This window comes from Vibrio sp. S234-5 (assembly GCF_000960595.1).
Classification (GTDB): domain Bacteria; phylum Pseudomonadota; class Gammaproteobacteria; order Enterobacterales; family Vibrionaceae; genus Vibrio.
The window spans coordinates 48,919-64,874 of sequence record NZ_JZAM01000072.1 but is presented as its reverse complement, the minus strand read 5'-3'; the positions used below and the strand labels follow the sequence as shown (position 1 = coordinate 64,874).

The window sequence follows — 15,956 nt, the reverse complement described above, 5'->3', positions numbered from 1 at the left end:
TGTCAGTAAAACAAAAACTGCTCCACAAAAAGGATGCGGAGCAGTCAAAAATGATGATTTGAAATGTGTGCCTTATTGTATAGGAACCGCGCACAAAGGCACACAAATTTTATGGTTGAGTGGCATTACGCTTGCCACTCAAAACGCAAGGTTTTCAGCTCGGCTCCTTTCTTCACAAATTGGGTGTCGATTCGATAAATCCCCGCTTGTAAAAGGATGGCGATGCCCTCGATTTCAACGGTTTTTCCCTCGGTGCCATTGGTAGGCAGCGACATAGCAAATTCACCGTTGATGCTCACACTGCAAGAGGATTGCGCCAATGGCTCGCGATCATAGGCCATTTCGGCAAAACAGAGATAATGCCCTGCTTGCGCTGCTTCCACCCAGAGTTCGCAATGGTTTTGGCTGTTCACCACCATGCGCTGCGTTACCGGTAACAGCAGAGCGGCATCGGGCAATGCGTCCGCTAGCGGCGCAAAAGGTTTCACCGCCTGATACGCCTGCAGCGGCCTTTGCATCACTGGCGCTTGCAAAATAAAGCGGCAGATGTTCATCGCGCTGCGCTGCAACTCGCCCAAGGTTAACTCACCTCGGTCTAACGCCTGCAACGTATCATCTTCCATCGGGTTGCGCTCGGCGGCATCGTTTTCCACCACCATGTAGAGATCGTTTTGCGCTCGCAGCATATAGCCAGTAAAGCGCTTACTCTCTTCCCCCCCATCCACGGGGTGATTCATTTTCGCCCACCAGTCGGTCATCACGATGCCGGTGTAACCCCATTCACCACGCAAAATGGTGGTGTTGAGATCGTAGTTGGACGCCGCCCAATGGCCGTTGACCGGATTGTAGGAAGTCATGATGGTGGAAGCCTGACCATACTTCACCGCCATTTCAAACGGCTTGATGTGGATTTCACGCAGCGCGCGCTGCGACATCACGCTATCTACATCCACTCGTGCGGTTTCTTGATCGTTGGCCGCAAAGTGTTTGATGGTGCCGGAAACACCCGCTTGTTTTAAGCCTGTGGTTTGCGCAGCCGCAATCCAACCGGTTAACAGTGGGTCTTCCGAAAAATATTCGAAATTACGGCCATTGAGTGGATGGCGATGAATGCTGATACCCGGACCGAGCAAGGTGTCGATTTGGTAGGCTTGCAACTCTTGGCCCACCAAATAATACAACTGCTGATTGAGCTCGGTGTTCCATGTGCAGGCGAGCAGTGTGCCAATTGGCACTTGGGTCGCTTGATGGCCACTGTCCATGCGAATGCCCGATGGGCCATCGGCCGCCGCAGCGACCGGAATACCAAACTCAAACAGAGAAGTGCATACCCCACCAAACGCCGCCGCCGTACCCGGCGTCACTTTCGGGCTGCACATGCCTTCACCACGCACCAGAATGGTCAGTTGTTCGGCTGTGAGTTGAGCAACAAACGCTTCTAGGCTGGCGCGACCTTGGGCGACATCGGCCAGCTGACTGCCTTGATCGCCCGTAAAAGCATAGGTTGGCGGTAAGTTGGCTTCAATTCGCTGCGCCAGATCCACCGTACGCAGTGGCACAGGTTGATAGCTGGGTTGATAGACGCCATTGGCTTGGCGCTCGGCAGGCACCAGGCGTTCAAACTCACGGGTTGGCGCGCAGGCTTCACTGAGTGTTTCCAGTGAGGTGGTGTGCTCAACCCACCATGTCGTGTCGATTTTCTGCGCTTGACGCACGCTGCCGCCAAGGTAGAAATGATACTGCCCTGCTTCAAGCACATAACTGTTTGAGTAACCACTCGCGCCGCTATCATCAAACGACGCCAGCAAAGCCACCGGCACACAGATGCGCACCACTTCGCTGCCGTTTGGCGCTAGTTCGCTGGTTTTTGCAAATCCACACAGCGCTCTGGCCGGTTTGCCAAGTTGGCCTTGAGGCGCTTCAACATACAGCTGCACCACTTCTTTGCTGCTAAATTGCTGGCCGATGTTGCGCACTTCAATCTCAAAATAGAGCGACTTGGCGTTGGCGAGATCGCCGCCAGCATCAACCACGTCACTCGAGCACTGCACCAAACGGCGCTCAAATTGGCTATAGGATAAGCCCGCACCAAATTCAAACTGCACCGCTTCTGGGGCAAAGGTTTCAAAATAGCGATAGCCGACGTAAATATCTTCAACATAGAGATTGAAGTCTTTGCGGCCAAAATGGGCAGATGAAGGGTAATCTTGCAAACGATAGGCGATGGTATCGGTCAAACGACCACTGGGTGAAACAGCGCCAGAGAGCACATCGGCAAGCGCGTGGCCCCCTTCCATCCCCGCCGCCCAACTGTAGAGCACCGCTTTGATCGCTTGATGGTTTTCTAGGCGAGTTAACCACGACATATCGATAATGTTGGTCACGTTCATCACCACGATCACACAGGAGAAATGGCGGCACACTTTGGTTAGCATGTCCGTTTCCAATTCCGTTAAGCGGTAGCTGCCCGCTTCATCGGCGTAATCTTTGTCTTCCCCAGCGGTGCGGCCAATAAACACCAACGCTTTGTCAGACTGCAACGCAGCCTGTGCCACCACCTCATCGGTCACTGGCATTTCATGTTGAAACCACGACTCTGCCGCCCAGCCACCGCCGCCATCATCAAACGGATGGTGGGCTAGCCAATCTTGATACAGGGCGACTAACGAAGTATTGAGTTGAATCGTGGGGTTGGCTTGCAAACCTTGCAATGCAGTCACCGCATAAGGCACGTTCACCGCGCCGCCAGAACCCGTGCCGCTGCGATAGGTATCTATCTGACAACGGCCAAACAAAGAGAGCACCTGCGATGGCTCAATCGGCAGTGCTTGGTCATCATTTTTCAGCAGGACAATGCCTTCTGCCGCGGCTTGTCGGCTCACTGACACCAGTGCTTGCTGCGCTTTTTCTATCGCTGGATTTCTCATCGCTTTATTAACCTCTTCTTGCCTTATCTTGGCCTTATTTTTGCCTGCGGCATTCTCATTGATGGAGCTTCAGTGTAAGCTTGCCAAATGCGCAATTCTACCAATATACCGACAAATAAAAGGAAAATAGCGACATGAGCATCACCTATCAGTTGCACCATCATCTTCGCTATCCCCACTTCAAATTTGCTTACGTTGATGGCCACCACCACAGCGATTTTGGCCTGCATAAACACGATTTTTCTGAGCTGTTCTTGGTGGTGAGTGGCAAAGGCAACCACCTTGTTGCTTCTCATGTCTATCCGCTCACTGCTGGGGATGTGTTTGTGATCAACGGCGATATTGAGCACGCTTTTCAGGATGTCGATCAGTTAATCATCATCAATTTGATGTTTGAAGCAGGCACGCCCTTTTTCGAAACGCCTTCATTGAGAATGCTTTCTGGCTATCAGGCGATGTTCAAGGTCGAGCCGATTGCTCGCCAAACCGGTGAATATCGCGCCAAGCTCACGCTCGATGGCGAGCAACTGCCGCAAATTGCCCAGTTGATTGAAGCGATTCACCGTGAGTATCAACACGGGGAAAGCGGCTTTGAAACCATGCTCACCAGTTTGATGCAGCAATTGGTGATTACTCTGGCGCGTATGTATCAGCAGCAAACGCACGATCTGCCGAAAACCACACTGGCACTGAGCCGCGCGCTGATTTTTATTGAGCAGCATTTTGCCGATGGCAGCATTCACAGCGGAGAAATTGCCCAAGCGGCGTTTGTCAGCCAGCGACAACTCGAGCGGCTGTTTAAGCAGTTTCTCAACACCTCGCCTAACCTTTATTTGCGTGAAATGCAGCTCAATTACGGGCGCGATCTCTTGAGTAACGAACCTGGTATGTCAATTCAGCAAGTATCGGAGCAGTGTGGGTTCAGTGACAGCAACTATTTTTCCAAACGCTTTAAACAGAAGTTTGGTCAAAGCCCACGCCAATACGTGGCGCAACAAAAATGAAAAAAAGCCGCTCGGTTGAGCGGCGTGATGAATGGCAGTGGTTTGCATTCATGCAACAAAAACAAGTTCCCCCGTGTCGTCGACTTGCTTGTCGCAAAATGGGCGTGGCGTTCCCCAACGATCTCACGCCCTACTAGGTAATCTCTCCCATTACCTCGTGTGGTTTACCACCACATGTCTGCTTGAATACCCACTAGAAGGTCCGCTTTGTCACGCGCAGAACCGTCGAGGTACGTAGCGAGGAAACGAATCTCCGGCGCAGGGCCAAAGCCGGTTGGGACGATAATGGTTGGTGCAACCGTCAGTTTGTAGTTGGTCGCATCGTCACCCACGCCGTTTGCGTCTTCCCACTTGTTGTACTGATAACCTGCTTCTGTCGCGATGAAGAAGTTCTTTGAAACTGGGAAAGAAGGACGAATCATCGCCGATGCCCAGCTGTCTTTGCCACCGTTATCCAGATCATTATATTGACCTTGAATCGAATGAAAGATGCTCACGCCATTTTCAAAGAAGTAACCACCCCAGACCAGTGCTCGAGCAGAAATATCGCCACTTTCGACTTTTTTCATGTTGGCCGGACCTTCCAACGCGCCATTGCCCGGTTTCCATGCGTTGTAAGTGGTGAGCGTGCCGCCAAGTAGCTGACCAGAGCCAAGGCCTTTACCTGCTTGCGCGATGTACTTAGTAAAGCCTTTGTCTGACAGGCCAAACACACTATCTGTATGGACGATGGCCGTCATTTCCATACCATTACTCGCGTACTCTTTACCATCGACCATGTTATCTGGTAAATATTTCGCCATGGCATGCAATTCAACGCCATCTAAATCGACACCAACGTGAACAGAGTGCATTGGGTTGTTCGCATTCAGCGCCCACCACTCACCTTCGGCATTGTCACTGGCGATGTAAGCGAAATCCCATTTGTAACCACCAAGTTGAACACCTTCGATACCCGCTCCGGTGCCGGACATATCGGTATAGAAGAAGTCGGTCATGAAGATGTAGTTGTCTTTACCGTAGAAGCGCGTACCGCCCCAAAGCGTGCCAGTTTCGGTCACACCATCAAACTCAACGAAGGTTTCCACCATACCGATGCTGCTGTTGGCCGCATCTGCGTTGGTGCCAAGCTGGTTGTTGCCAGCTGACTGTGCGTTATCTGCACCGACGCGGGTTTTTATGCGGATTTTTTGCCCGTCATCGTTTTCAAAATTTTTCTGTAGCGCAAGCTCAAAGTGGTTATCCGATTCAATACCCAAGCGACCTAGACGCTCTTTCGATGCTGGGAATTTCGCACGTTTGAAATCGTCGTTTTCGCTGTAAAGCGCACCAGCACGGAAATAACCGTGGAACTCAAAACCATCGGATTTTTCAGCGTGAACCATCGGTGTAGCGGATAAACCTGCCGTCGCGACTAGACAAGCAAGGGTAAGCTTAGAAAGTTTCATATTAACTCCATGTTCCATCATTAGCCCTTAAAGAAAGCGCTTTCTTTGTTATGTATAAAAAAACTGAACATATATAAAAAGATGCAGACCAACACTCCACATCTATTTCATCAAGCAAGGCTAATAAAATAAGGCCTTAAAGGCTTTGTTCAGTGCAGGTAAAGTATAAAAGGATCCTCTGCCGTAAAACCGTGATCGTCCCCACTAAAGAAAGCGCTTTCTCGGACATTTATCACAAATTGCTATTTCACTAATCAATCAATGAAGAAAAGATTTCTCTCGGCTTATCATAGTGAAAAACGAAAAAGCTCGTGATTTTCACCACGAGCTTTTTGATACACGCCAATTAGCGCTTTTCGAAACGAATGTTGTCCAAACTGAACGTCATCGCGGCTGTCGGCTCAAACACCAATAAATTATTGATTATACTCGGATCTGCTTTGTTGCCAGCCGCAAAGCGGTTGGACTGCGCCAGCAAATCCGCCAGCTTAATACGCACTTCGCCCCACTGACCCGTCGGTGGTAGTGCCACCGTCATATCACTGGTTTTTGGCCAGCCGCTGTCGATTTTCACCATCAACTCACTGCCATCGGTCATCGACTCCACCTTGATATCAAAGATCAACTCACCACTCTCTAACCAATGGCTCACATCGGTGGTGGGTGAGCGGAAATAGAGGTTGCCTGCGCCATTTTGTTTGGTGATCTTCAACACTTGACCGTGTTCGCCATCGGCCACTTCTTGGTGAGACACGATATCCATTGGATCATAGCTGCCGTAGGCCAAGTTACTGTTGAGACTATCGGAGAAAATATCCAACATTGGCCCATCGGCGTAGCTATCGTCTTGCGCCAAAATCGCTGGGGCTTTATGCCCTTTGACCTTCACCGCTTGCTCACCGATGCTCGCACAACCTTTGCCTTTCCAGCGATCAACCGAGCAGCGATACACCTTCACGTAATCCACCAGCATGGTTTTGGGGAAGTCCGACTTGTCCACGCCTTTCTCATTCGCATTGGCCGCCCAAGAGCCGCCCACGGCAAGGTTGAGCAGCAAATGAAAACGCTCATCAAACGGTGCTGCGCCTTTGGCGTTGACCAAAGAACCATCGACTTTGTATTGGCTGTACCACTCATCTTGCGTTTGTGTGGCGTAGTGAATGTTGTCGACGTACCAACGAATTTCCCCTTCTTCCCACTCAATCGCATAGGTGTGGAAGTCATCTGCTGGGTTGATATTGTTCGGCAGCGAAGCGCCTTGACCACTGTAGACATTGTCTGGCCACGTTTTGCCATAGTGCAGGCTGCCGTAAATGCGATTTTCAGCATCACCCGCTTGCGCTCCCGGCGCATCGGATTGTGCTTTTAAGTTAACCGCTTCCATAATGTCGATTTCACCAGAGGCCGCCCAAGTGCCATATTTGTTATCGGTCGGCAGCATCCAAATTGCTGGCCAAGTTCCCTGACCAGATGGCAGTTTGGCGCGAATTTCAAAGCGGCCATATTTGTGGTCACGCCTGTCTTTAGAGCGCAGACGTGCCGAGGTAAACGGCAAAGTTTTGTTCATCCCCGGTTTACCATCGGCATCATCCGGGCCAGTGAAACTCTCTTTGTGCGCCACAATGTGCAAGTAGCCATCTTGCACAAAAGCATTGCGACTGCGCTTGGTATAACACTGCTGCTCGTTGTTGCCACCACCCCAACAGTTTTGTTCAAGGCTCCAATTGCGTTTGTTGATTTCACTCCCATCAAACTCATCCGCCCATACCAGCTGCCACTTTGCGCTCGGTGTCGTAGGTTTATCTTGTAGCATCACTGGCTTTTTAGTTTGAACAAAATCGGTACCGGAAGCGCTGTCGCCGGTTTGGCTGCAGCCCGCTAGCAAACCGATTGAAATCGCAATGGCGATTTGATGGCACTGAAAATATTTGTTTTTTCTCATTTTTTCTCCCTCAAGAGTATTTCATCATGCTAATTCGTTTAATGTGCACATTTATCTTTCACACAAAGAAAGCGCTTTCAATTGAAGTAAATCACAGTTCTATCGATTTTTATCCCTTAGGCAAACCAACACACTCCGAAATCATAAAACATAGTCACTTATCGCGTCCTACAATGGCCTTGGCGTTAAGCGCTAGTAAAAGTAGATATTGTCTAAATAGACGCTATCACTGGTTGATCCCCAAAGTGCCATACCTAACTGCTGCATCTTACTTTGATCGAAGCTGGCGTTATTACCATCGGCTGCTGTAAAAGGCAGCTCAACCGACAGCCACTTTCCCGTCTCTAGACTATCTAACGTATAGATAAGTGGTCCGCCAGATGAGAGTAACTGAAACTGTACTTTGTTGATGCCAGAGGTGAGATAAAGGTCAAGATGCATGCCGGATTTGTTACTCGCATCAACAGGGCGTTCAATACCATACTGTATTCCTGTCACACCACCACTGACGCCATCAGGTGTTGGTGTAAATTTCGCGCTCTGGTTGCCCAAAATATTAACCAATTCATGCTTGGGTGCATTCCACCAGTTATCTGACCAATAGGTTATCCATGAATCACTCGTTAATGCATCACTAAACAGCGAGATCACTGCTTTGCTGTCAACATTTGGTACTGGTGCTGGCGTTGTAGGACCAGGCTTCAGAGGCTCAAGGGAAATCGTTGTTTGAAGCGAGTTATCTAGTGTTGTCAACCATTGAGCCACACCATACCCCTCTGCCGTGGCTTTGACCTTTTGCTTGCCTTTTGACAGTTGCAAACTGGCAACACCACTGGCATTGGTGCTCTGTTTGTATGCGGTGTCATATTCACCATCTTGACCGACAAAAACCGTTGCGTTTTGCAAAGGTTGCCCTTTTTCATTTTTGACAGTCACGGCCAACTGGTGTTGCTCTGCGCTGCCAGAGAAATAGAAATCATCGACAAAGAGCGCTTTTCCTGCCGCCCCCCACATCTGAATACCAGCCATTTGCATCTGTTTGGTGTTCAGGGCATTGGGATCATTGGCCAGCATACTGGACATCGGAATCGCATAGCTAACCCACTGGTTAGTAAAGGGATTGGTAATTTCGTAGCTTGCCGAGCCATCGGTAGAAACGAGCTGTAAAGAGATACGATCGATGCCAGATTCGGCATACAGGTCAATATTCCAGACATCATGTTTGGACACATCGACACTGCCATACTCAATACCATACTGAATGCCTACAACACCGCCATTGCTTCCCGCCCCTGCGATTTCATAACGACTGTAGTGGTTGCCCTCGATAACGCCGGATGAGTAAATTGGCGCATTCCACCAGTTCTCATTCCACAACGAGACAAACTTATCCTCTTGCAGTGAATCACTGAAAATAGAGAACGCCTGTGAGTCGGTCACATTGGGCACGGGTGCAGGACCGGTTGGTTCGCTGAGTTGTACCTCTTTATGAATGAAGGAGAGGTTGCTCAGCATCACGCTGCTGTTTTGATCCGAGAGAAAAACAAGACCAAACCAACTCAAATCCGCCACTGAGGGAATTGGCACTTCAAATTTGAGCCAACCATTGCCGATCGCCTCTCCATCGCTCATTGGATAGGTGATTTTCTGTTCAGGAATGCTAAACCCGTTAACCACCACTTCCACCTGAGTGAAACCGCTTGGCTTGAGGTAGAACTGCGCATAGTTGTAAGCTCGCGCATCAATGGCGTTAGCTTGCTCATTTCCCCAAGCGATTGCGGCGCCAAATCCCCAGTTCGTGCCACTGGATATCTTAAGAGCACGAGTGAAGGTTGCATCGTTACTAATATTTTCTACATTAGCACCGGATCCCCAAGTATCACCCCAAAATTGCATGTAGTGGGAATCTTCATAGTCGGAGTGAAACAGATACAAATCGGATCCACCCACAATGGCCTCTTTTTCCAAATCAAGATTGACCGACTGATCGCTATCGGCCAACGTGACATTCAGTTGGCCAGCTTGAAAACCTGTTGGAGCAGAGGCGATTTGATAACGACCGCTTTCTAACTGAAACTGCGCTCTTCCCTGTGCATCGGTGGTGCGGCGATAGTTTTTTTGCGTTTCAGATGTGACGATCACCTCTGCATTGCCGATCGGTTGTTGATCATTGGCATTACGAATGGCTACGGTTAACTGGTTTAAAGACGGCAGATTTGTGTCTGGTGACGGTTTCGTACCTGAATCACCACCACATCCGGCCAGCAAGGTAGAGCAAAGCAATGCACCCAATATTGAAGGCATCTTTCTCATGAGATTATTTCCTTATATTAATCAATAGAGAGGTTGGATTTTCGGCGCCAAATCGCCAGTAATAGCAGCGCCGCAAAAGAGAAGAAGTGTGTTGCGCCTGCTGAAGAGGTATTACTTTCCCCGTTTGCGTTGTTTGGCTCAGTCACGGAAAAATACAGCTGTTTTGAGAAGGTTGAATCAACGTCATCGATGTGTACGAGAGATAAACCGACCTGATATTGCCCCTTATCCATCGAAATCGGATCAAAGCGCAATTGCTTACCGTCGATAATTGGGTTGTGTAGCGATTGAGCCTGCCAGTAGAGGCTATAATTGTCGGCTTCGGCGGGATCCAGTTCGAGGTCGACCAGCACCGTCACTTGCCCTGATGCTCGGTTGACCTCTGTGGTCGCAACACCATTTTGATACATACTTAATGAGGCATTAACCGCGGGTTGTTCTGGTTGAGTGGGCTCTTTACGAGGAGCCTCTTCGTTACAATAAAGTGACTGGCTTGTCTCACTCGTCTGGCAGTGTGCGATATAATCCACTTCCAAGGTTGCTTGCTGCAAGTTCGGATCAATAGCCCCACCCAGCATCCCCCCCATCGCGAGATTGATTAAGGCGAACATCGGTTCATGATATTGCTGACACTGACGAATATCTCGTGAAACCACCAAAGTTTGATCGATAAAGAAATCAATTTTCTCCTTTGTCCATTCAATCGAATAACGGTGCCAATCCAGTACATCGGCGGCACCATTTGGATAAGAATAACGGTACTCAGCACCACAGCCCTCGGCATTAAAGAAGTTGGTGATATAGCGATCAGGTTGGTGCGCATACCACTCCCAAACATCGATTTCCCCAGCCCCTCTTTGCGGCCATTGAGCACTGTCTCCATCGCCTTTTATCGGTTGCTCCGCAATGCGGTTCTCCAGCATCCAAAATGCAGGCCAAGTCCCTTTTTCTAGGTTATGAAAACGAATTCTTGCCTCAAGTTTTCCATACAGAAACTCGCGTTTGTCTTTGGAGTTAAGGCGTCCCGACGTCCAAGATTTGCTTTGGCCGCCGAGCGAGGGGCAATTGACTCTTTCCTTTCTCGCAATGATCTTAAGAGTCCCGTTGGAAACGTCGTAGTTCCTTTGATTGGAGTGATCATCGGCGGTATAGCATTGCACCTCGTTGTTGTAATTTGCCTGAGTTTGCGCCGTCCAGTTACTCCAATTCACCCCCTCTCCCTCGAAAGTATCAATCCACTGCACTTCCCAGCCCGCATACACAGTATTCGACAAAAGCAGGGCCAACAGGTAAAAAATACGGGGTGGTTTTCTCGCTTTCTCAACACAACCCTTTGGCTTTAAACGGGGTAAATACTTGATAGTTAACATAGATCTCCCTCCGATACGTTTTTGATCGGATACGAATAGTGTAAATAGGCTATGGTGGGGATAGCTTGCGATATCCCCGATTAAACAAGGTTGACTATTCAAGCCAAGAGATGTTTCTCACCTCGATATCACTGCGAGTTGGCGCGCTGCCACCCGACGTTTCATAGATATCAGCGATAGTAAATGGCGAGGTGACCTTAGTTAGATCAGCTGAGGAAAACTGAGAAAATTTGTTGAGATCAATGGTGTACTTGACCCAATCTTTACTCAATGTGTAACCCTGTCCTGCATTAAAACGTACCCAATGGTTACTGCCGCCGCCCGCCGCGGTTTGAAAACCAAGGTAAAAACCAAATGTCGCAAGCTGGCTCTCACCGCCATCAAGGCCGCGGATCTCGAAAGTCATTTTGCTGGAGGAAGAAAGATTAGTCGGATTGGCACTATTGCCGATGCCTGCACCCCATCCCCAAACCGCTGCTAACGCCGGATCGGCCGCCACAGTCAAAACGCCAGTCTCATCATTGACACCAGCCCAAGCCGTAATGGGGTTGTCCCAACCATAGACACTGGCGCCCGAATAGACATTGTTGCCCAGCACTTTGAACTCTCCCTCGGCGGGTGGCGTGTCAATCGGCGCTTTAGGTGGTGCTAAAACCGCGTCCATTAAGGTTGCAAAATCCCCCGAGTAACTCGCTGTAAAGCCTGCCCCCGGGCAATCTCTGGTTAACCCCAGATTGTTTAGTGCATCAACTTGCTGCCAAAGCACATACTTCACGGAACAACTGATATCAATAAGCCCAAAATGCTTTTCCGAATGTGATGGGTTGTTGGCATCCCCTTTCCATGGCTCATCAAAAGCCTGAAAGAAAAACAGCGAGGCACCAAATTGATCACTCCAGTTGCGCATGTCGTCATAAAAACGCTTCTGTTTATACTCATCAGCCGCTTGTGTGCCTCCAGCTCCCAACCCATCAGTCGAGATGGAGGACCAACCGGTTTCACCTAGGTGAATGGGCTTCATTGCATCAACACGATTGATGAAACTCTGCGCTACTTGTATCTGACCTAATGTATGTTGATAGGCACGATCCATGGCCGAGTCAATCTGCTCTTGCTTGGTAAGATTCTGCTCACTTTGCGGCACTTTCCACTGCTGTGAGAAGTCGGGATGATAGTGAGTATCATGCAACGCATAGGTATGTAGTGACACATAATCCACCGCTTTGATCAGGGCTTTCAACACCGTCTGTTCACTCTGATTGCCATTGGCATCTTGACCAGACCAAACCGCGTAATTGTCTGAAGAGGTAACCCAAATGTCCTTGGTCGATTCGCTGCCAAGCTTCCACTGTTGCAGATCTTCAACATGATTAAGGATGATTTGCGGTGTGACATGGTACGGCGCCCAATCCACCATGGCCTCGTTACCTACCGCCAATACTTTAACGATATCGGGATACTTGAGCGCGAGCTCCTTTGCTTTGGCGATTTCATCAAAATTCTTCGGATTGTCTTTGTCATGTTCAACGGTGAGATTGGTCCATGAGTTCAAAGCATCAATCCAAATGCCGAGCATGACATACATTTCAAAATTGGAGTCTTGCTGCTTGAGTTGGCTTATCGCCTCCAGCAGGTTTTCCGTGTTGGACTTACCGTCCGTGCCAATAAACCCTTGGGTGTTGTAAGTACGGATAACCTTAATGCCGAGTGCAGAGAGGATTTTCATATCTTCAATCTGCTGCGCAACGCTCGGAACTTTATCCCCCGATTCACGCACATTTGACCGCCAGGCCCCATAAGAAATAGCCGGGTATTGAGGATTGCCCAACAAGGCGTCGCCATTACGTGCGGTGGGTTGTTGAGTCGGTTTAGGTTGTGGCGTGAGCACGACGCTTCCATTGCCATCATTTGTTCCGGGATTACTGCTCAAGGCTTCATCGCCACAGCCGCTTAACAACAGTGTGCTAACCGCGAAAGCGAGGAGTTTCAAATTCTGTTTTTTCATCTCTGTTTCCTAACTCTTTGAGACGTCATCATCGATAGTGATCGTTGAATTAGGTCTGTGAAATCACACGCACAGACCGACCGATTAGTTTGCTGTTAAGCGGATGTTGTCGAAGTCGACGGCAACCGAGCAGCCCGCTACCGCACCGCATACGCCACCAAGGGTAAAGCCCAGACCCCACTCAGGATCGTTGCCAATATTGAAGGTAAAACTGTGCTCTACCCACTCATTGGTTGGCGCAGGTAAAGAGAGCACCTCTGTACCAGAAACGCCGGCAGGTGACTCTGTGTGAATCACACCATTGACCACACCACCATCGGTCACTTGCCCTTTCATGTTAAACGTGACCGTAACAGATTGATTTGCAACTAACGCCCCTTGACCAATACGCTGTTGTTTGATTCGAGCTTCTCCGCCGGAACCCGCAGATGTGCGAACGGAGCCATTAATCACGGAAACACTACCACCGCCCACTTGAAACCATGGGTCGAGTTTATCTGCCGCAAAGTCACCGTTAACCAGTAAGTTGCCGGTGTTGTCGACCGGTGGTAGGTCTGGATTTGGCAAATCGGGGTCTGTTGTTGGTGGCGTCACAACGGCGATAAGGCGTATGTCATCGAACTCGACTTTTGCCGTACAGCTATCTACCGCACCGCACACACCACCAAGCGTTAGGCCAAGACCCCATTCTGGATCGTTACCAATGTTGAACGTGAAACTGTGTTCCACCCATTCAGATGTCGGTGCAGGCAACGAGAGAACTTCAGTACCCGATACCCCTGCTGGCGATTCAGTGTGAACAATACCGTTAACCACGCCGCCATCGCTAAGCTCACCTTTCATCTTAAAAGTCACAGTGACAGATTGATTGGCCGTCAACTGACCAGCACCAATTCGCTGTTGCTTAATGCGCGCCTCGCCCCCTGAATACGCCGCTGTCTTCAACACACCATCAATCACTTCAACGCTGCCCGCTCCAACTTGATACCAAGGGTCAAGCTTGTTTGAGGAGAAATCGCCATTAATCAATAGATTAGCACCATCTTGTGTTGGTGGGAGTGGCGGATCAGTGGGATCTGAAGGCGACGTTGCACCGGTTGAGGAGAAGACCACGTTATCTACCAGATAGCTCGAACCAATACCCGAGCCCCATGCAGGGAAGATCATCAGCAAGTCAATGTTCGTTAGGTCTAATCCCGCACTGGCAAGATCATTGAGACTAAATTGGTAATGCTTCCACGTATTCAGTTCAGGTGCTTCAACCAAGCTCATTTCCACTGCCGTTGCTGCGTTCACAGACTCCACTTTAAATTTCCAATCCGTCGCGCCCGCATCATTGGTCAGTTTGAGGTCAAAAGAAACCGTTCCTTTGTCCTGCCAAGCACTCACGTCGATTGGTTGACCATCAACAGCACCGGCATCAGCGCGCGATGAAAAACCAACCACGGTGGGGCCGTTAATCACAAACTCCGTGACCTCACCATATTGGCTATCTGAGTCTGTGATAACGCTAGGTGTCGAGCCACCACAACAGTCCCACGCCACCCATTTGGGATTAGCTGCATCGTTAAATAGTGTGATTTGGGCAGGATCGGTGGGTAAATCCGGTTCATCGGGATTGGTTGTGCTATCGGCATCAACGAAAGTCATGTCATCCCAGTAGAACACCGTCCCAGTGCCCGGTTGGCCAAAATCGAAGAAAATGGACTTCTTATCGTAAACGACACTGGAATCCACAACGCCAGCGTGAGGAAGCGAGAAATCAAACGTCACTTTTTCCCAAGCGCCCGCAATCGTGGTTGTCGCCAGCGCTTCGACAAATTTTTCTCCGTCATTTTGGTCTTCAAGCTTGAGCAATACAGGTATGCTGCTCTCTTCAGAGTAGATCCACACGGAGACTTTTTGCCGATCGTCGGCAAACGGAATCGCTGCCAGATCGCCCAAGGTTGTCCCGGCCCACGTTTCAGCGCCGTCGGTTTTGGTGGTTTTGATGATTTGACTGCTCGACGATGCGGCGGCTAAAACCGCAGGATCGGCAACCCCCAACTGAGAGACCGAACCACCGAAATCCGTCACCGCTTGAGTGAGATCCAGTTTAAGTCCGCTGTCTGCATCGGGTCTTGGTGTCGGGTCTGGGTCTGGTTGCGGCACCGTCACGCCATCGAGGATAAACTTAATATTATCAACGCGATATACCGCCCCTTCTCCTGTGCCCCAAGCTGGATAAATCAAGAAGTTATCCACACTTGTCAGATCAAGCCCTAAGTTAGCCAAGTCCGCCACCGGGATGGAGACCTTTTGCCATGTGTTGACCTGAGGTGCGGCTATCGATACTTCCGCTTCCTCACCGCCTGCATTGATCGCCCCACCATTGCTTTCCAACTTGATAAACCAGTTGGTCGGGCCTGCAATCGGCGCACTCATCAATTTGATAGCAAATTCAACCGTCCCTTTGGCTTGATAGGCACTAATATCGAGTGGCCCTGCACTTTGAGAGCGAACAAAGCCCAAAACGGCAGGGGTTGCTCCCACAGTAAACTCCGTCACAATGCCATAGTCCCCTAGCTCCACGGGATTGGTGGGTGTCGTGCCACCACAACAATCCCATGCCGGCCAAGCACTATTAACTTGATCTTGAAAAATCACGAAGTCCGTACCCGGGTTCGTGGTTGGCGGATTCGTCGTTGGTGGTTCAGGGGTTGTCGGTGGATTCGTTAGGCTCTCTTCACCACATCCACTGATCAATAATGCTATCGCACTGGCCAACACAAGATTAGTCAGCCTGAAATGCTTTATTTCGTTGCTCATCCAAATGTCCTTAAAATATATCCATGATAATTTTGGTTGTGATCAATCGTCACTCATCGCTCAATAAAGAGCGACTACGAGCGAATAAAACTTCGAAATTTAATTACTTAGCGTTGCTGCTTATATAAATTAAATTCAA

The 15,956-nt window shown here is 49.6% G+C and carries 9 protein-coding genes; 2 read left to right on the top strand and 7 right to left on the bottom strand.

What is annotated here, in order from left to right:
- Positions 1-125: 125 nt before the first annotated feature.
- Positions 126-2,927 carry a glycoside hydrolase family 3 protein gene (locus UF06_RS03070; protein ID WP_045569128.1) on the bottom strand — a complete coding sequence of 934 codons (2,802 nt, stop codon included), beginning with the start codon at positions 2,925-2,927 and terminating at the stop codon, positions 126-128.
- 134 nt (positions 2,928-3,061) lie between these two features.
- Here UF06_RS03070 and UF06_RS03065 point away from each other — a divergent pair, with 134 nt between their 5' ends.
- Both UF06_RS03065 and UF06_RS26720 read left to right on the top strand, forming a co-directional pair.
- Positions 3,062-3,931, top strand: a complete 870-nt coding sequence (locus UF06_RS03065; protein WP_045569127.1) for a helix-turn-helix domain-containing protein — start codon at positions 3,062-3,064, stop codon at positions 3,929-3,931.
- Positions 3,928-4,068 carry a hypothetical protein gene (locus tag UF06_RS26720; protein ID WP_171816687.1) on the top strand — a complete coding sequence of 47 codons (141 nt, stop codon included), beginning with the start codon at positions 3,928-3,930 and terminating at the stop codon, positions 4,066-4,068. Before UF06_RS03065 ends, UF06_RS26720 begins: the two co-directional genes overlap by 4 nt.
- A gap of 27 nt (positions 4,069-4,095) precedes the next feature.
- Here UF06_RS26720 and UF06_RS03060 read toward each other — a convergent pair whose 3' ends face one another.
- The 6 genes from UF06_RS03060 to UF06_RS03035 form a co-directional block, all read right to left on the bottom strand.
- Entirely contained in the window at positions 4,096-5,379 is a 1,284-nt protein-coding gene (locus UF06_RS03060) for a carbohydrate porin (RefSeq protein ID WP_039463197.1), read from the bottom strand.
- A 346-nt stretch (positions 5,380-5,725) separates the two neighbouring features.
- On the bottom strand, positions 5,726-7,321 hold the full coding sequence (locus tag UF06_RS03055) for a glycoside hydrolase family 16 protein (RefSeq protein WP_045569126.1): 1,596 nt from the start codon (positions 7,319-7,321) through the stop codon (positions 5,726-5,728).
- A gap of 192 nt (positions 7,322-7,513) precedes the next feature.
- Positions 7,514-9,634, bottom strand: coding sequence for a carboxypeptidase-like regulatory domain-containing protein (locus UF06_RS03050; RefSeq protein WP_226972237.1), 2,121 nt, complete (start codon positions 9,632-9,634; stop codon positions 7,514-7,516).
- 17 nt (positions 9,635-9,651) lie between these two features.
- On the bottom strand, positions 9,652-11,004 hold the full coding sequence (locus tag UF06_RS03045; protein WP_052702501.1) for a glycoside hydrolase family 16 protein: 1,353 nt from the start codon (positions 11,002-11,004) through the stop codon (positions 9,652-9,654).
- Between the two features lie 94 nt (positions 11,005-11,098).
- The gene (locus UF06_RS03040; RefSeq protein WP_045569125.1) at positions 11,099-13,009 is read right to left on the bottom strand and encodes a hypothetical protein; all 1,911 of its coding nucleotides are present in this window, start codon (positions 13,007-13,009) and stop codon (positions 11,099-11,101) included.
- Between the two features lie 84 nt (positions 13,010-13,093).
- The gene (locus tag UF06_RS03035; protein WP_045569124.1) at positions 13,094-15,817 is read right to left on the bottom strand and encodes a carbohydrate binding domain-containing protein; all 2,724 of its coding nucleotides are present in this window, start codon (positions 15,815-15,817) and stop codon (positions 13,094-13,096) included.
- Between the last annotated feature and the right edge of the window lie 139 nt (positions 15,818-15,956).